Origin of the sequence: Gilliamella sp. B2887 (assembly GCF_026537015.1) — a bacterium.
Taxonomy (GTDB): Bacteria; Pseudomonadota; Gammaproteobacteria; order Enterobacterales; family Orbaceae; genus Gilliamella.
In genome coordinates, this window is record NZ_JAFNMX010000007.1 from 123,336 (window position 1) to 143,450 (window position 20,115).

20 protein-coding genes and 3 pseudogenes are annotated in these 20,115 nt (G+C 33.1%); 11 read left to right on the forward strand and 12 right to left on the reverse strand.

What is annotated here, in order from left to right:
• Window positions 1-5 precede the first annotated feature (5 nt).
• The 4 genes from pdxY to J3U13_RS07365 all read left to right on the forward strand — a co-directional run bounded on the left by pdxY (window position 6) and on the right by J3U13_RS07365 (window position 5,002).
• Entirely contained in the window at window positions 6-872 is an 867-nt protein-coding gene (pdxY, locus tag J3U13_RS07350) for a pyridoxal kinase PdxY (RefSeq protein WP_267341144.1), read from the forward strand.
• A gap of 127 nt (window positions 873-999) precedes the next feature.
• Window positions 1,000-2,739, forward strand: coding sequence for a gamma-glutamyltransferase (ggt, locus tag J3U13_RS07355; RefSeq protein ID WP_267341146.1), 1,740 nt, complete (start codon window positions 1,000-1,002; stop codon window positions 2,737-2,739).
• Between the two features lie 392 nt (window positions 2,740-3,131).
• Complete coding sequence (locus J3U13_RS07360) at window positions 3,132-3,989, forward strand: NgoPII family restriction endonuclease (RefSeq protein ID WP_267341148.1); 858 nt, start codon at window positions 3,132-3,134, stop codon at window positions 3,987-3,989.
• Between the two features lie 17 nt (window positions 3,990-4,006).
• Complete coding sequence (locus J3U13_RS07365) at window positions 4,007-5,002, forward strand: DNA cytosine methyltransferase (RefSeq protein WP_065562764.1); 996 nt, start codon at window positions 4,007-4,009, stop codon at window positions 5,000-5,002.
• 174 nt (window positions 5,003-5,176) lie between these two features.
• Here J3U13_RS07365 and J3U13_RS11510 read toward each other — a convergent pair whose 3' ends face one another.
• On the reverse strand, window positions 5,177-5,365 hold the full coding sequence (locus tag J3U13_RS11510; protein WP_081299508.1) for a JAB domain-containing protein: 189 nt from the start codon (window positions 5,363-5,365) through the stop codon (window positions 5,177-5,179).
• Here J3U13_RS11510 and J3U13_RS07370 point away from each other — a divergent pair.
• Window positions 5,338-5,823: pseudogene (locus tag J3U13_RS07370) on the forward strand (gamma-glutamyltransferase); the annotation flags it as partial. The gene J3U13_RS11510 and the pseudogene J3U13_RS07370 overlap by 28 nt on opposite strands.
• A gap of 373 nt (window positions 5,824-6,196) precedes the next feature.
• Here J3U13_RS07370 and J3U13_RS07375 read toward each other — a convergent pair.
• Window positions 6,197-6,460: a TM2 domain-containing protein gene (locus J3U13_RS07375; protein ID WP_267341151.1), complete on the reverse strand. Its 264-nt coding sequence runs from the start codon at window positions 6,458-6,460 to the stop codon at window positions 6,197-6,199.
• A gap of 278 nt (window positions 6,461-6,738) precedes the next feature.
• Here J3U13_RS07375 and J3U13_RS11515 point away from each other — a divergent pair, with 278 nt between their 5' ends.
• The 5 genes and pseudogenes from J3U13_RS11515 (at window position 6,739) to J3U13_RS07395 (ending at window position 11,897) form a co-directional block, all read left to right on the forward strand.
• Window positions 6,739-6,894 (forward strand): DUF6882 domain-containing protein, encoded by a 156-nt coding sequence (locus J3U13_RS11515; protein ID WP_416380655.1) that lies wholly within the window; start codon window positions 6,739-6,741, stop codon window positions 6,892-6,894.
• Between the two features lie 162 nt (window positions 6,895-7,056).
• Complete coding sequence (locus tag J3U13_RS07380; RefSeq protein WP_267341152.1) at window positions 7,057-7,878, forward strand: hypothetical protein; 822 nt, start codon at window positions 7,057-7,059, stop codon at window positions 7,876-7,878.
• Between the two features lie 180 nt (window positions 7,879-8,058).
• A pseudogene (locus J3U13_RS07385) lies at window positions 8,059-8,259 on the forward strand (RtcB family protein); the annotation flags it as partial.
• Between the two features lie 462 nt (window positions 8,260-8,721).
• A complete protein-coding gene (locus J3U13_RS07390) occupies window positions 8,722-9,618 on the forward strand; it encodes a DUF1837 domain-containing protein (protein ID WP_267341155.1) in 897 nt (298 codons plus the stop codon).
• On the forward strand, window positions 9,588-11,897 hold the full coding sequence (locus J3U13_RS07395) for a helicase-related protein (protein ID WP_267341156.1): 2,310 nt from the start codon (window positions 9,588-9,590) through the stop codon (window positions 11,895-11,897). Before J3U13_RS07390 ends, J3U13_RS07395 begins: the two co-directional genes overlap by 31 nt.
• 213 nt (window positions 11,898-12,110) lie before the next feature.
• Here J3U13_RS07395 and J3U13_RS07400 read toward each other — a convergent pair whose 3' ends face one another.
• Both J3U13_RS07400 and J3U13_RS07405 read right to left on the reverse strand, forming a co-directional pair.
• Entirely contained in the window at window positions 12,111-13,739 is a 1,629-nt protein-coding gene (locus J3U13_RS07400; protein ID WP_267341157.1) for a TIGR04141 family sporadically distributed protein, read from the reverse strand.
• A gap of 164 nt (window positions 13,740-13,903) precedes the next feature.
• Window positions 13,904-14,590: a JAB domain-containing protein gene (locus J3U13_RS07405; RefSeq protein WP_267341159.1), complete on the reverse strand. Its 687-nt coding sequence runs from the start codon at window positions 14,588-14,590 to the stop codon at window positions 13,904-13,906.
• A 152-nt stretch (window positions 14,591-14,742) separates the two neighbouring features.
• Between J3U13_RS07405 and J3U13_RS07410 the strand changes: the two genes are divergently transcribed.
• Window positions 14,743-15,438, forward strand: coding sequence for a hypothetical protein (locus J3U13_RS07410; protein WP_267341160.1), 696 nt, complete (start codon window positions 14,743-14,745; stop codon window positions 15,436-15,438).
• Between the two features lie 89 nt (window positions 15,439-15,527).
• On the opposite strand, the gene J3U13_RS07415 is transcribed toward J3U13_RS07410, so the two are convergent.
• From J3U13_RS07415 to J3U13_RS07445, 8 genes and pseudogenes are all read right to left on the reverse strand, one after another.
• Entirely contained in the window at window positions 15,528-16,271 is a 744-nt protein-coding gene (locus tag J3U13_RS07415) for an Imm52 family immunity protein (RefSeq protein WP_267341162.1), read from the reverse strand.
• On the reverse strand, window positions 16,256-16,525 hold the full coding sequence (locus J3U13_RS11520; protein ID WP_416380653.1) for a Tox-REase-5 domain-containing protein: 270 nt from the start codon (window positions 16,523-16,525) through the stop codon (window positions 16,256-16,258). Before J3U13_RS11520 ends, J3U13_RS07415 begins: the two co-directional genes overlap by 16 nt.
• Window positions 16,526-16,607: 82 nt before the next feature.
• The gene (locus J3U13_RS07420) at window positions 16,608-17,327 is read right to left on the reverse strand and encodes an Imm52 family immunity protein (protein WP_267341164.1); all 720 of its coding nucleotides are present in this window, start codon (window positions 17,325-17,327) and stop codon (window positions 16,608-16,610) included.
• Window positions 17,328-17,480: 153 nt separating this feature from the next.
• A complete protein-coding gene (locus tag J3U13_RS07425; protein ID WP_267341165.1) occupies window positions 17,481-18,200 on the reverse strand; it encodes an Imm52 family immunity protein in 720 nt (239 codons plus the stop codon).
• A 9-nt stretch (window positions 18,201-18,209) separates the two neighbouring features.
• Window positions 18,210-19,043 (reverse strand): Tox-REase-5 domain-containing protein, encoded by an 834-nt coding sequence (locus tag J3U13_RS07430; protein WP_267341167.1) that lies wholly within the window; start codon window positions 19,041-19,043, stop codon window positions 18,210-18,212.
• 9 nt (window positions 19,044-19,052) lie between these two features.
• Window positions 19,053-19,394, reverse strand: coding sequence for a hypothetical protein (locus J3U13_RS07435; protein ID WP_267341168.1), 342 nt, complete (start codon window positions 19,392-19,394; stop codon window positions 19,053-19,055).
• Window positions 19,391-19,900 (reverse strand): DUF4123 domain-containing protein, encoded by a 510-nt coding sequence (locus tag J3U13_RS07440; RefSeq protein WP_267341169.1) that lies wholly within the window; start codon window positions 19,898-19,900, stop codon window positions 19,391-19,393. Before J3U13_RS07440 ends, J3U13_RS07435 begins: the two co-directional genes overlap by 4 nt.
• 6 nt (window positions 19,901-19,906) lie before the next feature.
• Window positions 19,907-20,115: pseudogene (locus J3U13_RS07445) on the reverse strand (hypothetical protein); the annotation flags it as partial.

Here is a 20,115-nt window from a genome sequence, read left to right on the forward strand (position 1 = left end):
TATATATGAAAACTGTTTTATCAATTCAGTCCAATGTTGTTTATGGTTATGCCGGTAATAAAGTGGCGACACTAGCGATGCAATTGCAAGGTGTCGAAGTGATGCCAATTCACACCGTTCAGTTATCGAGTAATACGGTTTATCCACATTATGACGGCATTGTGCTGGGCGCTCAGCAAATCACTCGAATCGTCAATAGTTTAGAAAAAATTGGTGTATTGTCATCCATTGATGCCATTATTTCGGGCTATATTGGACTTGCCGAACAAGGTGAAGAGATCCTTGAAGCCGTAAAAAAGATTAAATTTTATAATCCTAATGCGATTTATGTTTGCGATCCGGTGATGGGGGGCGACATCAATAAAGGCAGTTCCTTGCCACAAAATATTATTGATTTCTTCACTAAGCAAGCAATCAAATACGCTGACTATATCACACCAAATTTATTGGAGTTACAGATATTATCGAATCTGGAAATCAAAACCTTTAACGATGTGCTTAACGCGATAAAAACACTGCAAAATAAGCCGATTCAAGCCATATTGGTTAAAAATCTGCTGCATGCCGGTAAAACGACGGAATTATTTGAAATGATTTTAGCCACACCATCGCAAAGCTATCATCTGGCTCGACCATTATATGATTTTCCACACCGTCCATTAGGCGTTGGCGATTTAATTTGTAGTCTGTTTACTGCCCATTTAGTCAATGGGAAATCCCAATTAACCGCCTTTGAACTGGCCGCCAATGCCGCCAATCACGTGCTTGACATCACCAAACAACAAAATGCCCGAGAGCTGGCGATTATTGATGCTCAGCAGTGGATTAAACAGCCGGATTTGAAGTATCGTGCGACACCGCTAGCATTATAAGGCAATTCAGATCGGTATTATCGTTATTGGTGATAATCATTTTAGCTGCAAAATTTAAATAGTTTATTCTTGGCACAGAAAATGCATTCCTCAAAATGTTACGGTTAACAATTGAGGAACATCTAAAATGTGGAAAAGATACCCAATATTAATAAGTTTATTGCTTATTAGTCATTTATCTGGCGCTGTTGATATACCGCTATCAGAGACAGGAAAGTACTGTGATACCCCTTCGCGTTGTCTTAACCCGATAACGACCAATGTTATGGTAACGTCCCCCAATTATTTAGCGACTCAAGCTGGAATTGATGTATTACGCAAAGGAGGCAATGCGGTTGATGCAGCGATTGCCGTAGCCTCAACGCTTGCTGTTGTTTATCCTCAAATGAATACCATTGGTGGCGATAACTTTTGGTTAATTTACAACGCTAAAATCAAAGAACTAAAAGGGCTAAATGCCAGCGGTCGTTCTGGTAGTTTGGCCACGATAGACTATTATAAAAATCAAGGTTTCCATAAAATTCCGTCGCGAGGCTATCTGGCAGCCAATACCGTTCCAGGGGTGGTTTCCGGTTGGGATGAGGCGTACCAATATGCCTCTAAAAATATGAAAAATGCACTACCGTGGCACACGTTATTCGCATCAGCAATTGATTATGCCGAACATGGATTTTCGGTTTCACCTAGCTTAAATTATTGGACAACAATCAATATTGATCCAAAAGACAAAGAGTTTCGGGAGTTACAGCGTTTTTCGGAGTTTAAAAAAGTATTCTTAAAAGACGATGGGCAAGCTTACCAAATTGGCGAAATCCTTAAACAACCCGATTTAGCTAACACATTAAAAACCATAGCAAATGAAGGAGCTAAGGAATTTTATCAGGGTGATATTGCTAAAAATATTGTCAACGATCTGCAAAGCCATGGTGGTGTATTGACTTTAGATGATTTTGCTAAGCATCGTGCTACATGGGTAGCCCCGATCCATGTTAATTATCGACAATATACCGCCTATAATCTACCACCCAATACACAAGGTATGGCATCGTTAGAGATTCTAAATATACTCAATAATTTTGATATAAAATCCTTGGGTGAAGGTAGCGTTGATTATTACCATTTAATAATTGAAGCAACAAAACAAGCATTTGCTGATCGAGATAAATATCTTACTGATCCCGATTTTAATCAGATTCCGCTTGATCTCTTATTATCTACCCAACATGGTCAGCAACAAGCAAAACAGATTGATATGCAAAAGGCACGTGTAGAGACAAAGCCATTAGATCCTAAAGGTGATACCGTTTGGTTTGGTGTTGTTGATGCAGAAGGAAATGCGGTATCTATTATTCAAAGTATTTATCATGATTTTGGTTCTGGCATTGTTGCTAAAGATACAGGAATTTTATTGCAAAATCGTGGTAGTTTTTTCTCCTTAGATCCTAACCATATTAATCGTTTAGAGCCAAATAAACGCACCTTTCATACGTTAAATCCAGCCATGCTTTTAAAAGATAATAAACCTTATCTGGTTTATGGCACCATGGGCGGAGAAGGACAACCACAAACGCAAGCGGCAATTGTGACACGAATTGTTGATTATGGCATGACACCACAAGATGCCATTAATGCACCAAGATGGTTACATGGCCGCACATGGGGTGCATCATCCAATAATCTTAAAGTGGAAGGGCGCATACCTAACGATGTAATTCATTCCCTCAAATTACGTGGGCATGATGTGCAAATTGTTGATGATTACACCGATACCATGGGTCATGCCGGTGCCATTCTTATCGATACCAATCATCATCTACTAATGGGCGCCACCGACCCGAGAGGGGATGGTTTAGCGGCTGGGTATTGATACTATTTGGGTAATGAATTGATAGCGGTTAAATAAAGTTGCTCAATGCAGAAAAATCCCTTTTAAACTATAACATTATATAATCTTGTTAAGGTTTCCACCGTTAAATGTTGGAAGCCTTAAACGAGATAATGGTATAGACTCCTCAATAATTTTTACAGAATTTAATTTTAATAAGCAACAACTATTAGCTTGATATTATTTGCTATAAACAAGTTGTTGTGAGTTTTTTGCTTTATTTATTAATCTCTTTGTCTGATTTATACTTAATCAGTTTTATAATGCTAATAAATTAATCTTACAAATATTAGGAATCTGTAATAAGAAGTTTTATTATTAATTGTCGAGCATGATTCTAGTACAATATTATCATTTAATATGAGAGTTTTTGAATGGAAACCAATTTAATAAAAGCTATTTTATACTTAGTAAAATCGCCAGTATCTCAAATACTGCAAATGAATAGTGGAAGAAATAGAATAAATAATCAAGGTAAAGGACTTGAAGAATTTATTATTGATCTCTTTTGTGGAACTGTTGGTGAAATAGATGAACAACTACGTATTAGAAGGCGAAATGAATTGTTTAGTTATCTAGGGAATCAAAATAATCCGCCTGACGCCATGATATATGCTGGTGATGCGATCGAAATTAAAAAAATTGAAACTACAAATGCTGCTATTGCTTTGAATTCGTCTTATCCAAAAGCGAAATTATTTTCAAATAGTCCAATGCTTGTCAAATCTTGTGTTTCTTGTGAGGATTGGATTGAAAAAGATATGATTTATGCAATAGGTCAGATAAATAATCAGAATTTACTTCATTCCTTATGCTTTGTTTATGGCGTAGATTATGCGGCCAGTTTAGATATTTACGAAAGAATTAAATTAAAAATTAAACAAGGAATTCTAACCATAGAGGGTGTTGAATTTTCTGAAACAAAAGAATTAGGTAGAGTAAATAAAGTCGACCCTTTAGGAATTACAAATTTAAGAATTCGTGGTATGTGGCATATTGATAACCCTATTAAGGTATTTAATTATATTTATGAACCTCAAAAAAGTGCTTCTTTCAACATGATGGCACTAATTAATATTGAAAAATATTTAACATTTAGTGATGAAGATCGCAATGAATTAGAAAAAAATGAAAAAGAATTAGAAAATCTAGTGATAAAAGACGTAAAGATTAAATGTCCAGATAATCCAGCAAAACTTAAAGATGCTAAACTAATCACCTTTTTCTTATAGTCAAAAGAGTCGTATATATGAATATTATTTCTTTATTTTCGGGAGCTGGCGGACTTGATTTAGGTTTCAAAAATGCAGGTTTTCAAATAGTTGTTGCTAACGAATATGATAAATCCATTTGGGAAACTTATGAAAAAAACCACTCTACACCATTAATTAAAGGTGACATTCGAAATATAAACTCAGATATTTTTTTAAAAAATACAAATAAAATTGATGGAATCATTGGCGGTCCACCATGTCAAAGTTGGTCTGAAGCTGGTGCACTCAGGGGAATTAGAGACGAAAGAGGAAAATTATTTTTTGAATTTATTCGACTTTTAGAGGATTTACAACCTAAATTTTTTGTTGCTGAAAATGTTTCTGGGATGATGTCAAAAAGACATTTAGAAGCCGTTCAAAATATAATTTATTTATTTGATCAAGCAGGATTAGGTTATGATGTTTCTATTCAAACATTAAATGCCAGTGATTACGGTGTTCCACAAGACCGAAAACGTGTATTTTATGTTGGTTTTAGGAAAGATCTTGAAGTTAAATTTGAATTTCCAACACCTTTAAAAACAAAAGTATCATTGAAAGATTCTATTTTTGATTTACAAAATTCTGCTGTTCCCGCATTAGAAAAAAATAAATCTCATGGGGATAAATTATCTATACTAAATCATGAATATTTTACGGGTGATTTTTCAACAATCTTTATGTCTCGTAACAGAGTAAGGACATGGGATCAGCAGAGTTTTACTATTCAAGCTGGAGCTCGGCATGCGCCTATCCATCCTCAAGCCCCGATTATGATTAATGTCGGTAAAGATAAATTTCAATTTGTTGAAGGTAAGGAAAAATTATATCGACGATTGTCAGTTAGGGAGTGTGCAAGAATTCAAACTTTTCCTGATGATTTTAAATTTTATTATAACTCACTTGCCGATGCGTATAAAATGATTGGAAATGCTGTACCAGTAAAGTTAGCAGAAGCTGTAGCTAATCAAATTAAAGTATTTTTACGGTAAATAAAAATTTTTCTTAAATTCTGTGTTCTTTTAGTAACAATTCGAAATAACACAGAAAATAAGAATCTTTATCAAAAATTAATTTATTTATGTAATCCTCTCCACTGCCTTCACCGTTATCCCCAAATCTTAGCAAATTCATCAACCGAAACTCCTTTTCCAACAATGCATTAATCAATATTTTCTTTTCAGACTTTGCTCTAACTTGCCCATAAGATTAGTACTGCGAAAGCTAATATAGGGTTTAGGAGTGATGATTAGGTGGTCGATTAGGTCGATGTTTAAAATACGACCGACTGGAATTAGGCGATCAGTAATATCTTTATCCGCTTCGGATAGTGGAGGATGATACTGGGATTTTATTGCAAAATCGTGGTAGTTTTTTCTCGTTAGATCCTAACCATATTAATCGTTTAGAGCCAAATAAACGCACCTTTCATACGTTAAATCCAGCCATGCTTTTAAAAGATAATAAACCTTATCTGGTTTATGGCACCATGGGCGGAGAAGGACAACCACAAACGCAAGCGGCAATTGTGACACGAATTGTTGATTTTGGCATGACACCACAAGATGCCATTAATGCACCAAGATGGTTACATGGCCGCACATGGGGTGCATCTTCCAATAATCTTAAAGTGGAAGGGCGCATACCTAACGATGTAATTCATTCCCTCAAATTACGTGGGCATGATGTGCAAATTGTTGATGATTACACCGATACCATGGGTCATGCCGGTGCCATTCGTATCGATACCAATCATCATCGACTAATAGGCGCAACCGACCCGAGAGGGGATGGTTTAGCGGCTGGGTATTGATACTATTTGGCGAGTGAGTTTATCTTTATAATATAATAGGACTGCCGAATATCACAAACAAGGTTGTACTTAAGATGTGATGATAAAAACAATGGCTATATGATTTAACACAGCAAATTGATTAATGAAATAGGGTTTTTGTGTTATTGAATAATAAAGAGCTACATTACTATCATTTAAAGTTGAACGATTAATTTAAATAAAATTTCAATCTGTTAAGAAGGAAGTTATTCCTCAGTTGGATCTGACTTTATTAAGAGGAACTTTCCTTTCTATAATCGTTGTAAATTACTACTAAAGATAAAACTAGAGTTAATAAAACAAACTTCTAGTTTTATCTTTAGTAATTATAGTTTTGTTAAAAATTTTAAATTTAAGGCATTTTATTTATTTTTGGTGATTTTAGTATGCTAACTAAATCAATTATCCACCAAATAAAAAGTCCAATTAATATAAGAATACCGATTATTATAGGGATAGTAATAAAGCCAATTATTGTTAATACAAGCATTAAAATACCTGTTCCGACTTTACCTAAATACATCCTATAAACACCAAATGTACCGAAGAAAAACCACAATAAAAGAGTTACAACGACAGAACGGTTACTCCCTACAAACTCAGATTTAGTTTCCATGAAAATTCCTTTTTTTAATTAGATGATTAAAAAAATACAAATAAAAGAATAAAAATTTATTGATTGTGTAGCGCAAAAAATAACTACGCAACAATTTTATTTTTAATGCTGTAAACAGTTAATACTATGAAAAAATATTCGATTTTATTGCAATTTTAAACTCTACTTCATTATTTTCCTGTAGTAGTATTATACAGGAAAGTGGATGAATTCTATACGCTGATTATTTATTTGTAAAGGATAAATTGATGAATTTTATTTAAATCTTAAAAGGTGTTATTGATGGTCAACCTTGGCAGATTGATATTCAAAAGCAGCAGATCATTTTGGGTGATGATTTGTATTTTTCAATCCAAATATTGGGAAGGTTTTCCTATGCTTCCGAAACTTTGTTTTGGGCTTGGGCAAGTGTTAACACACTATTTGCTTGCTAAAGATTAGCACGTGACTTTTAATGACGGTTCGAAGCTAATTGCAGTAAAAGAAAAACATCAAATCACTGCTGAATCTGATCATTTATCGCAATGAGTTAAACTCAATGGCTAGAGGGCTCACTCGTGCTAATTCAAAGTAAAATAGACAAATAGGGTGATTAAATGGACAAAAAAGCAAAAAAGATTCTGTTTCAAACCTATTGGAAAAATGGCTGGAAAGACAGAAAGGAGATAAAAACAGAGCCGAGCGACTTCGCGTATGCGAAAGAAAAAGGATTAATGTTTGATCCCATTACCATATCACACGATGATTGTGTCAATAAAATCATAGACATCGTCTCCACAATCACACTTGAACACGTTGCCAAAGCATTTTTGAGCAGCTTATCAACGCGACGACTTGATTGGCGCTCAGGTATTGCGTCATACTTTATCGCCAAATTAATGACAGCGCATCAATATACGCCAGTCGTGTCTGGTCAATCTTATCAAGATGGCCAAATGATTCATTCATCCTATACGTGTCAGGTCTGCCGTGATCTCAAATATGGCATGATAGGTAATGAAAACTACGTCAAAGCAGATTTAAATATCTTAAACTTTGAACGAATAAAGTGGGGAGGAGTGCGTCATGGTGATTTACTTTATACCTACTTTGATCTCATGCAATTCTCTAAACAGGCAATCTCTGAACCGACCAAAGATGATATAGCTATTTTAAAAGGGATATTAGCCATTATTGCATCCTGTCAGCAAGATGATTACCCGGGTTCACTGAGTGATAAACTGACGGATGTACCTAACTTTAAATCCAATCAGGATGAACGTAACACCATTATTGAGATTTTGGCTTGTGTGGGGATTTTACAACCCGCTTCTTATGAGCGCCCAACAAGGGGAAAACACGATTGGGTATATGCCACTTATTGGCGTGGTCAGGATAAATACAATCAACAAATGGTGAAGCAATTATTTGGTCTTTAATGCGTAATCTCTAATTTGCTCTAGGGGCTGTTGAATCTCATCCCAACTCAGCCCACCAAATATTTTTTCAGCCTGTCGGCATCATTACTATTCTGTTTTTTGGTTCTCGAAATCGCAAAAAGCTATATTTAACAATGATTGGTCAAAGCAGATAGTTTTTTTCATATTGTGTAGTGAGTGATAAGCCCAACAGCGACGAGAAACAGATTTACCATTAAAGATCAAATCAAAGCAACGGCACATGTTGAATGTCGAAAAGATGCTAATGTGATTAATGAAATCCCAATGGCAAACAAAGATATTGATGCAGTGATGACCGCACAAAATGAATTAGTTGAGATAGTGCAATCAATTAAGGTACTGGTGTGTGTGAAGAGGTAAAAATTATCGAGGCGCGATCCTCAATATTTATTTAATCTTTACTACTATCAACATTAAATTGCCAAACTTACTAAGCGTCGTAATTGCATTAGTTTTCTCTTCAATAAGATTCTTACAGATCCTCCCTTTAGGTTATTGCAATGGGGTTCGCCTTGAAAGCCGCCGTGCAATATTTAAGTTCAGGTGTTCAGGCGAACGAAGGTTTCCAACGAAACCCTCCGGCTTCCTATTCCACTATGCGTGGGGCGTAAGGGCGAATATTTGATAGATTTGGGGGAATTAGTTGGCTTATATGTTAATGGGCTTGTTATTTTTTGCGAGTTGGATCATAGATTTTACTAAATAAAATTGTGATTAATATCACAAATATTTTATTGAGTTCTAAAAATCTGACAAACAAATACAAAAAAAACTGATATTATTCTTCTTATATATGGTTTTATATCTTAAATAAGGATTGTTTTGAGAACGCAACTACAAGAATTAATTAAGGAAACATTATCAAAAAAATATCAATTGCCAAATGAGAGTCTTGGTTTAGATCAACCAAATATTAGTAATCATAATGATCATGTTTTTATCTGCCATTCAAATGAAAAACTAATAGATCTCATTTATAATTCGATTATTGATTATTCATTTAATCAATTCGAAATTAATAAGTATTCATATGAAAATCTTTTAGATAAGGCTATACAGAAAAAAATTAAGTATTCACCAGATCAGGATCTAGATACAAAGATAAGGTATGGTTTTTATGGTGAAGTTTTGCTGTACTCAGTTTTATATTATTTTTTCCAAGCAAAGCCTATTATATCAAGAGGTTATTTTTATAGTCCTCTTGCAAAAGCGGAAACGTCAGGTTATGACTCCTATCATTTAGCCGAACATAAGGATAATATTTATTTATGGTTTGGAGAAGTTAAATTTAGAGAATCACTAGCTTCATGCGTGAAAAGCGCCTTAAAGGGATTAAATAAAGCTCTTTCAGATGATTATTTATCAACAAATGTTTTAGAATTTGATGATTATAGTGAAAAGTTTAGTATAAAAGGTTCTAAAATTGAAGCTATTCTTAATAGCTGGCGAGATAATCCTTCTATTAAAATTATTGATGAAATAAAGAAATACAATATGACGCTTGTTTATCCTATCTTATTAATTTATTCAGATAAAAAATCTAATTTTGAACAAAAAATCATTAAAGCAATTGATTGTATTAATAAAAATTCTAAGGATAAAAAATTTTCATTATCGATTGATTATAAATTATTTTTTATATTAATGCCTTTAGATCAAATAAAGCAGATTAAACAAAAGGTGATTGAATGTATCGAATCGAGAAAACCGCTAATTTAATAAAAAGTCTTAATGGCTATAGGGCTAAAAAGTTAAAAGCATACGATTTTATTACAGAAGTGTGTAATTACTTTGATTATATTAAAGATGAACAACTGTCATCATCTGATTTAGAATTTCTGAAATATATATCCAATGCTGCTGGTATACCACATTATTATGATTTGTTAGAAAAATTTAATCATGATAATAAATTATCAGATATAAGCCTTAATACACTATCCTCTCTATTGTATGAATCGTCATTATATATTGATGAAAATATTAAAGTACATAAATATCAGCAAGAAATATTAAATCAATTTTTAACAGATAAAACAAACCGTTATTTTCTATCTGCAACTACATCTTTTGGAAAAACTTTTTTAGTATATGAAATAATACGTAAACTTAAATATAAAAATGTTGCACTAATATTTCCAACAATAGCGCTTTTGTCTGAAAATTATGAAAAATTGATTTCAGATTCTCAGTATAATTATTTTAGTAACTTTTCTATTCATACTCTTAGCGATGTCCCTATGTTAGGTGATCAAAACCTATTTATCTATACACCCGAACGATATTTATCTTTTATTGATAAACATAGAAATTTTTCATTAGATTTTGTTTTTATTGATGAAATATATAAAATCGATAATGAATATTTGATTGATTCAGAGAATAAAGAAAACGAAAGAGATATAGCTTATCGTATTGCTTTACATGAAATTTTGCCTAAAACGAGTGATATTTTATTAGTTGGTCCCTATATTGAATTTCCAGAAGAGAAAAATAACAATATTAATCAATCGTTTAATATTTTTTTAAAAGAGAATAGGTTTAAAGTAATTGATTTTAATAAATATGAAATAGTCTCAAAGAAAATAATTTCATTGACAAATGGGTTAAATAAAATTGCTGAAGAATTAGAAATAACCATAAAAAGTACGGATAAAAGTAATGAAAAAGTATGCTCTATTATAGCTTCTATTTTATATATTCAAGAAAATGCTCTTTTATATACCAGTGGTCCCGCAAAAGCAGAAAAAACAATCAATAACCTTTTGAAATTATCATCTTTTCAAAAAAATAATCACAAATCAAAGAGGTTACAAAGATTTATTTTACATTTAGAAAAAAATTATAATTTAAGAGATAAAGAAAATAATACTTGGATATTAATTAAAGCGTTAAAAAATAAAATAGGTATTCATCATGGCCATATTCCTAAATATATCCAAAAAGAAATTGTTGATCTTTTTAATGAAGGCTCATTGAATGTATTGATATCAACGACAACAATTACTGAAGGGGTTAATACTTCTGCAAAAAATCTTGTTGTTTTAAGTGCCTATAAAGGAAAAAAAACATTAAAATCATTTGATGCAAAAAATATCGTTGGTAGAGCTGGACGGTTTTTACATCACTATAGTGGTAGAGTATTAATTTTATCACCAGAATTTGAGGATATTCTAAAAAGTAAGGGAGATGTTATAAAGTACAAAAACTATGATGAAGAAGCTAGAAAAGATGATATAGATTTATTTATAACTGATAATAAATTTTTAAATTTGCATGAGAAAATGCGTAAATTAAAAATTTTAGCAGAATTAAAAAATGAAAATATTCCAAATGAAATTATATCGATGTTCAAGGCTATGTCTTATCAAGATAAATTATATATTTATAAACGAATTAAAAAATTAAATACTTTAGAAACGAAAAATATAAAGCTACTAATTCAATATATTAATTCTCCAAAATTAAATATCCATTATGATGGATTAAAAACTATTTTATATATAATAAAACCTATTATAACTAACCCTCAACTGAAACGTATTGTAGAAACAGAAACTAAAATAGAGTCTGGTACTTACCCTATTATTACGTATATGTTATCTGCCTACATTAATAATGGTTTTTTAGGATGTGTAAAATATCAGTTAGAGAAGAGGAGCAAGCAGATTGATGAAGCTATTAGAATAACGGCTGATGTAATCTTTAACCAATTTAAATATCAGTTAGTTAAATATTTAGGAGTGTTTAATATCATGTATAAATATCATCAAACAACTTTAAACAACACAAATATAGATGAAGAACATGGTATTGATAAACTTTTAATTAAACTTGAATATAATGCACTTACCGAAAAAGGCAGATTAGCAAGTGATTACGGTGCACCACAAAAAATCATTGAATATTATGAAAAGGAAGAAAATAAGAATATTAGAAATAATTTTGATGAATTTGAGAAAGAAAAGTTTGAACAAATATCAAAAATATTAGATTAATATTTTTAATATGGTCAGGAAATTGGTATATTACTATGTCGTTGATACAATTTATAATGAAAAAATACTGATTTTATCTCATACAAATATTGTATTTCTCAATTGATTATCTATTTAATTTTTATAAACAATCGTATCAACAGCTTTATTTTCTCTAGATCGCTAATATAATATATAGCTTATAGAATAAATATTAAACTTATATATAATAATTTATATTTTCTGTTCTTTTTCTGCACCTGCAATAGTAACTTTAAATCCTTTTTGAGTTAAATTCTGATATGTATCTGCCAAATTTACTTTGCTAAAAAATGGTAAATTATTTTTTAATGTTGAAGAATTCTCTCCTAAAATTAAAAGTATGACTTCAACACCATCACTTTTGAATTGGTTAATGGGAATAATTTCTTTTAATTTTGGAAAAGAAATTTTTAATTCTTTAGAAACAGCTTTTCTAAATTCTTTATCCCCTAATAAGACCTCTGATGAGACTTTAGCTTGGGAAAATAAATGGCTTAATCCTGCTGAACCACCTTTTCGATGTTTTACATGGATAAACTTCTTATCTTTAGTCAATAAATCACACACTTCAATTGGAGTTGTAGTTCTATTACTTTTTATTAATCTTTTATCTAATAAATAACAATCAAGTTCTTTGGCGGTTCTTTTATTGTATTCTTGTTCTGCCTCAAGTTTTGGTTTATTACCATTTGACCAGTCGTACACAGTAGGAAATTGAAGTTCTGATATATCGATTTGATTCAATACACTATTAATTCTTTTTATAAAATTATTATCAATTTCATACCATTGTCCAGAAAAAAGAACAAAAGTCTTACTTCCTTTTTTATGTTCAAAATAAATACAATTATAAATTGGATATTCTGTTTCATTTTCATTTATATCAAAAACATGAAGCCGATCTCGTTTAATTGATTTTATATTAACCGCTGATGGATCAATATTATCAAGATATTCTTTTGTTTCAATTGTGGGTTTAATTATGTGTTTTGATCTGGTAAAGCTAAACCCATATACAGAATCCCATTGAATTATCTCAGGAATTGTAATCATAATCTCCGTAGATTTTTGTTGTATATTTTCTAGTAATTTGTTATCGAGGGCGTCTACACGTGTTTTTTCTTTTATTTTTCTTATATTGTCAACCCACGAAAACTCAACTTTATATGAGTCATTATTATAATGTGTAAATAATTTTGTAACTAAATTGGGAATTTCTTCTATGTTTATCTCGACACTAAAAGAATAAACGGCATCTCCTCCTGATATATTTTTAAAATTAATACCTTTTTTAGCAGTGCCTGTAACTGCACGTAAAACATCTTTTGATATATCTATACCGAATGCGGTAACACCAGAATTTCTTGATGCTTGAGATCTCTTTTGGATAGATTGGTCATCTAATGTATGTAAATCAATACTTCGTAAACTATCATGTTTAAGTGTGTTTAAAGCAGTTTTGATACCAAAATCTTGTACAAAATATTTTGTATCAATTAAAAAAAGTCCATATCCGAATGTAAAAGCAATAATGACATCTTGGTTTTTTATAAATAAAACTGCCGAGCTAGATCTGTTCATTAATTCATCTAGCGATTTTCCTGTAATATTTTCTGTAAATTTATGCCATTCTGGTTTCTTGTCGGTTGAGATTTTGACGTAAAACTTACCATCTAATTTATATTTATCATCTAAATCATAGCTATTTATTTTGATTTCTGTTTTAAGAAAATTACTGAAATCTAATGTATTGTATTTTTTTTCTACTAGCATAGCATTAAGACATAGATATGGCTTATTTATTTTAGAGGCATTATTCATGACAATTCTACTTCCTTTTTGTGTCGATATTTATATCTGTTCTGATTATCTGTTTTTATTTATAATTCTTTTTGATTTTAGGCTAGTTAGATCGCAAAACTTAAATTAAAAACATAAAAAATGCGAGTTACTTCACATTTTATAAATCTAATTATTCTTTAATTTTAACTATTTTTCTTTTTCAAAATCTTTTGAACCTCTTTTACACCAATTTTCATGATGATCGCAATTTGTTCAACGGATACTTCTTTTTGGACTAAAGCTTGAACCAATCGTTCTTTTTGTTCTCTTTCTTTTTTCTCTCCCAATTTTGCTATCTTCGCTTTGCTGTTAGCTACCGCCAACTTCTCTTTAGCAATCAACTTTTCTTCCTTACGGATGCGTTCAACCACTTGATAAGTTGGGACGTATTTTAGGCTTTGTTCTAACTCATCCATAAGCTTAGTACTGCGAAAGCTGATATAGGTTTTTGGGGTGATGATTAGGTGGTCGATTAGATTGATATTTAGAATACGGCCAACTTGAATGAGGCGATCAGTGATATCTTTATCCGCCTCGGACGGCATCAGCGATCCTGATGGATGGTTGTGAACTAATATCACGCGTGAGGCGTTTTTCATTACCGCAACACGAAATACATTCATCGGTTCAACGTCGACCGATTTATAACTGCCAAGCGCAATCAGTTCGATGTACAGAATATAACCAGCTTGATTCATCCCAATCATCCAAAGATGTTCTTTTTCTTGGTCGATTTGGTTATCACGCAATAACACACGTTGCATAATGCTGTAGACATCGTCTGTGCCTTCAATATAGCGTTTGTCATGCTTAGTCAGTTTAATATCCATCGTATCACCTTGTAAAATCAGTTAAAAAATAATATAGCATATTCTGTTTAGGCTGGGCAGTCGTTAATTAAACAATTCCAAGAGTTTACTTTTTAGGTTATAGTGTTTGTAAAAATTATTGAGGAGTCTATACCGTTATAAGGAGCGTAATAATGTATCATGCAATTTTACCGAGTAAGCAACAGCCTGCTGCTGAGCGATTTTTGCAACAGTTGCCCAATTTCGTTGCAGCAAATCCTTTATACCAGCGCCTTAAACCGACATCATTGCTGATTGATATTGCTCCGTACACCTTAACGGCTCAGCCCCACAGTTTTATTGCAGCTCAGTTCAACCTGTCACCACGAGCAGCTCGTAGACGGGATAATGTTATTCGGCAATTGCTGGAACAGCATGAGCCTGACCTTTATCAAGCGGTATTAGACCTTGAGCAAACCACCCCTAACCAGGTCAGTCAGCAAGCGCAAGCATTTAAATCATGGCTTAAAGATTTGCTCAGTACATCCGTCATGCCTTGCGATTATTGCCAATCACCTCTGACGGTTCGTATTGGTCACCGCCTTAATTTTCGTTGCCGAAGCTGTCGACATACGTTTAATCCGCTCAAAAAATATCAATTAAATCATTTATCTCATTGCGAACTGTGGTTGCCTTTTGTTGACTTATTGCTACAAGGTGAAACCCTTAAAACCGCCAATCAACAATTAGGGATTAGCCCCAATACCGCTGCTAAATGGCAGTCCTGTTTTCTGTGGATAATGGAAAAGCAAGGGTTTTCCATATTGGCGAATTATTGCCGAGTAAAGCGACGCCAACGTTATCGGGTGGGCAATCACAATTTTGTGTGATCGCTCATGTCTATCGACAAAGGTAATGAACGCTTTTTTAGTTAAGTTAATAATCACATTGAACAGAGTAGCTTGTCACATAATATCCCTTATAAATCACTTCTTATTGGTAATAAATCCGCATCGCGCAATCTTAAATCAATCCGATTGATTGTTTTCACATCTTCGGTGTTTTCAATACTTGGTAAATGATCAAGCGATACAATCACAGTTCCCACCTGTTTATCGTCTTTATCAATCGGGATCACTTGATGGGCTTCGGGATAGTCGCTAGCTTTTAAGGGACTTGGAATATAAGCAATTAACGAGACACCAATCCGTTTTACAAATAGTGCATTCACTTTCGAAAAGGTCTGCATCAAATCGATTTCAATATAGCTATCGGTAAAGACTTTTGCCAGCTCGGTAACAAAAAACGTGATTTGTTTTAAAATTTGAGGCTCGTTGGGTTCAGTGAAAAAAAAGTCAATATTAGATTGAACAAACGAGTTATCTAAGGATTTAGATGCACTATAACTAATTAATTTTCCAAAGGTATTGTGTTCACCATCAATAAATGAAATGAGCGTATCACCCTCTTTATCGATTTTTTTGTGAGCGAAAGAGAGTTTTTTTAAACCAAACTCAGTAAAACCATCGGGACTATGGACTAACGCCTCGGGTTTTACTTTCACCGTATTTTTGAGCAAATACCAAGTCATTTTGGGGTCAAAACAGTGTTGATAAACCTTTAAGGCCTTTTCCAAACGGTGACAAAAATCAGCATAGGTAACTAATGTCACTTTAGGTAAATAGATAAGTATTCGAAACTGAACATTTAATATCTCTCGCATAAAATATCCTCTATAACTAGGGTAAGGGAACCCAAGTACGCCCATGGTGTCATAAAAATCCAACAACATTTTGCAGGAGGATTAAAATCGCATACCCTATTTTGCCGTGCTGCTTGATCTATTAATCTTTTGTAATAATTTGAAGCCCATTTATTTAACACAGGCTTTCCTAACCCTTTTTGAAATAAAAAATCATAACGCGCTTTAACCTCTAAAAATAGACAAAACCGCGGAAGCCATCCATCAAAATCCACTGGCGGATCACCCGGCCCCTGAAAATAGACCCACTCAGGAATTAAATTTGATTTTTCTTCCCTCTAACTCAGAATAAATAGTTTACATGTCTGTATACAATGGCAATAGATCTAACTCACGTAGCCGAATATCAACTCGATTTACCGCTTTAATATCATCTGCATTTTCTTCATCAAAAAAATGAGGCATCGTTACCACCAGCGTTCCGGTTACCAGTCCATCCTCATTTTTGACACTTACCACATCCGACGACTCGGGCACCATTTCGTGCGTTAATTGAGTCTTGGGTAGGTATATCATCCAGCCTGCAGATAGTCTGTCGGGAAAAACAGCTTTTTGGGGTAAATAATTTCCATTAACCATAATATAGGCACTATTAAATTTCTGAACTAAGGCTAAAATAAACGCAGTGACTGTTTGAGATTTAGTAATCGTTATATCTATTGTAAAACTTAAATAAATTTTAAGGAAAAATCTTTTCTCAAAAGTTTTCTCATATAAAAAATAACTTAGAGCTGCCTCTTCAGTATCTTTATCCCAAACAGCCAAATCAAAACTATTATGTTCTTTTTTATACCCAAGAGTCAGCTTTTTCAAACCAACTTCGGTTATACCATTTTCATCAAATATCTGATAAATGGATGATTTTTTCTTAGAGGCGCCACATAAGTACCAATTTTCACTTTTATGAAGATAGTTATGCTGGATTTTTAATATCTGTTCAATTTGCGCAATACACACAGAGAGTGGTAAATAGGCTTCAGGTTTAAAATACATCTCAACAGCTAATTCTTTTTTCATAATGGCTTCCTAATAGAAAGATAATGGAACAAAAATAGACAAAACCGCGGAAGCCATCCATCAAAATCCACTGGCGGATCACCCGGTCCCTGAAAATAGACCCACTCAGGAATTAAATTTGATTTTTCTTCCCTCTAATTCAGAATAAATAGTTTACATGTCTGTATACAATGGCAATAGATCTAACTCACGTAGCCGAATATCAACTCGATTTACCGCTTTAATATCATCTGCATTTTCTTTATCAAAAAAATGAGGCATCGTTACCACCAGCGTTCCGGTTACCAATCCATCCTCATTTTTGACACTTACCACATCCGACGACTCGGGCACCATTTCGTGCGTTAATTGAGCCTTGGGTAGGTATATCATCCAGCCTGCAGATAGTCTGTCGGGAAAAACAGCTTTTTGGGGTAAATAATTTCCATTAACCATAATATAGGCACTATTAAATTTCTGAACTAAGGCTAAAATAAATGCAGTGACTGTTTGAGATTTAGTAATCGTTATATCTATTGTAAAACTTAAATAAATTTTAAGGAAAAATCTTTTCTCAAAAGTTTTCTCATATAAAAAATAACTTAGAGCTGCCTCTTCAGTATCTTTATCCCAAATCGCTTCACTAAAAGAATTCTTATTTTTCTTATATTTTTGAGTTAATTTTTCCAATCCAACTTTAGTTACGCCATTTTTATTAAATAGCTGATAAATGGATGACTTTTTCTTAGAGGCACCACATAAGTACCAATTTTCACTTTTATGAAGATAGTTATGCTGGATTTTTAATATCTGTTCAATTTGCGCAATACACACAGAGAGTGGTAAATAGGCTTCAGGTTTAAGATACATCTCAACAGTTAATTGTTTTTTCATAATGGTTTCCTAATAAAAAGATAATGGAACAAAAATAGACAACAAATGTGGAAAATCACGCTTTACCATTTCAAAGTGAAGATACGCTTTTGGTGTCATCCACACCCAACAACATTTTGCAGGAGGATTAAAATCGCAAACCCTATTTTGCCGTGCTGCTTGATCTATTAATCTTTCGTAATAACCTAGAGCCCAATTATTTAACTCAGGGTCTCCTAACCCTTTTTGAAATAAAAAATCATAACGCGCTTTAACCTCTAAAAATAGACAAAACCGCGGAAGCCATCCATCAAAATCCACTGGCGGATCACCCGGTCCCTGAAAATAGACCCACTCAGGAATTAAATTTGATTTTTTATTACCTTCCTCAATGTACCACTCAACATCACAAATCGCTGATTGATAATCGAGTGACAGTAAGCTCATACCTCGACGTATTGGTTTTAACTTAACCCGCTTATAGGTATCGGGTGGGCAATCACAATTTTGCGAGGTTACTAATGTCGTTATAAGTGCTAAGGTTTCTGCTCGTAGCCGTGCTTTTTCATCATAGCTAATTCGACTGTACTCTTGTTCAAGGCCAATTGATTGCGAATGCAGCTCTCGTTCAATAATTTCGTCTATTGAAGCGTCAGCACTGTAGTTAAATAAATCGCTTTGTGTAGTTTCACCGCTTTTTGAAGAATCCGTTTCAGAACTATTAGGCCAAGTTGGCTTTGAATCAGTCCTAGTACCGGATTCTTTATTCATTGTTTGATCTGCATAAATAATCGCTGCACCAGTAGCTATAATATATAAAGCCAACTCTTCTAACGCAATACCAATCACAATAGGTACTACCATATTTTCTCCTTATTGCCATGATTGAATTTTACTGGCTATTCTTAATAAATCTTCAAATTGATTTTCAGGAATTCCGTTAGGCTTTTCTATCCAAGCTTTGAATTTTGGATTATCTCTAAAACCAGGCGTTGTTGTTTCGGCACATAAAAATGTTTCTATGAGCACCTTTTTATCAAACCCCAACTCCATAAGATAGTTATATGTTTCTTTTAATCGTTTAAACAGATCGTCAATTTGTTCATCAGGTAATTTCAAACGTTTATCATTTTTAAATTTATGTATCAGATCCCAAAGATATTCATCTTTTTCTTGCTCTAAAATTTTGTTAATTTGTTCTGTACTAAATTTCATGATAATCGTCCTGTCATCAATGAATAATAATGATTGTTAAGGTAAAAGATCCACTCATTAATTTGTAACGTAAAGAGTTTAAATTGTTCCGGTGTGAATACGCTAGGGAGTCTATTTAATACTCGTGGATCGTAATAACGAAGTAACGCATAACGATTCTCTTCCAAGGTTAAATGCAATCTTCTTTCTAAATGATTCAATAAATGGTTAAAAGATAACGATGAGATTATCCATGACACCGAGGGATACGTTTGTTCAAGTTTAATGACTTGGCTTTTTAAATCATCACTCAATTGCGAAACATTGAAAATCCAAGGCCCTGCAAAAGCAACATCTTGATTATTAGGTTGAATGAATAACGGAGCCACTCCTTCACTTTCAACGATTTCATCTCGAAATAAACGCTCATATCCAAGGCCATCGATTAAAGCATAAAGGTGTAATTTATATCGTGACTGTTTTTGGCGTTCTAATTTTATTTGATTGACAATATGGGTGTTTAACATGACGAATTAACTCCCACTAACTACAAACATTTCACCATTCTCAGCAGCTTGAATTAAACAGCGTAAACAAATACGGTTTGTCGTGGCAGATAATGGGCTAGGCAGAGAAGAGGGCGATACATTGATGGTCGCCGGTCCCATTTTTTGCAGAGCATTGCTTTTTATATACACATTATCCGCTGTGCCCAGCTCAATGCCCTCACGGCTGATTTTGA

Coding starts and splice junctions, on each gene's coding strand:
- J3U13_RS07415 (WP_267341162.1), bottom strand. CDS start 16,271: ATGCGAGAGATATTAAATGTTCAGTTTCGAATACTTATCTATTTACCT.
- J3U13_RS07380 (WP_267341152.1), top strand. CDS start 7,057: ATGGACAAAAAAGCAAAAAAGATTCTGTTTCAAACCTATTGGAAAAAT.
- J3U13_RS07365 (WP_065562764.1), top strand. CDS start 4,007: ATGAATATTATTTCTTTATTTTCGGGAGCTGGCGGACTTGATTTAGGT.
- pdxY (WP_267341144.1), top strand. CDS start 6: ATGAAAACTGTTTTATCAATTCAGTCCAATGTTGTTTATGGTTATGCC.
- J3U13_RS07420 (WP_267341164.1), bottom strand. CDS start 17,327: ATGAAAAAAGAATTAGCTGTTGAGATGTATTTTAAACCTGAAGCCTAT.
- J3U13_RS07375 (WP_267341151.1), bottom strand. CDS start 6,460: ATGGAAACTAAATCTGAGTTTGTAGGGAGTAACCGTTCTGTCGTTGTA.
- J3U13_RS07395 (WP_267341156.1), top strand. CDS start 9,588: ATGTATCGAATCGAGAAAACCGCTAATTTAATAAAAAGTCTTAATGGC.
- J3U13_RS07440 (WP_267341169.1), bottom strand. CDS start 19,900: ATGTTAAACACCCATATTGTCAATCAAATAAAATTAGAACGCCAAAAA.
- J3U13_RS07435 (WP_267341168.1), bottom strand. CDS start 19,394: ATGAAATTTAGTACAGAACAAATTAACAAAATTTTAGAGCAAGAAAAA.
- J3U13_RS07410 (WP_267341160.1), top strand. CDS start 14,743: ATGTATCATGCAATTTTACCGAGTAAGCAACAGCCTGCTGCTGAGCGA.
- J3U13_RS07425 (WP_267341165.1), bottom strand. CDS start 18,200: ATGAAAAAACAATTAACTGTTGAGATGTATCTTAAACCTGAAGCCTAT.
- J3U13_RS07430 (WP_267341167.1), bottom strand. CDS start 19,043: ATGGTAGTACCTATTGTGATTGGTATTGCGTTAGAAGAGTTGGCTTTA.
- J3U13_RS07400 (WP_267341157.1), bottom strand. CDS start 13,739: ATGAATAATGCCTCTAAAATAAATAAGCCATATCTATGTCTTAATGCT.
- ggt (WP_267341146.1), top strand. CDS start 1,000: ATGTGGAAAAGATACCCAATATTAATAAGTTTATTGCTTATTAGTCAT.
- J3U13_RS07405 (WP_267341159.1), bottom strand. CDS start 14,590: ATGGATATTAAACTGACTAAGCATGACAAACGCTATATTGAAGGCACA.
- J3U13_RS07360 (WP_267341148.1), top strand. CDS start 3,132: ATGGAAACCAATTTAATAAAAGCTATTTTATACTTAGTAAAATCGCCA.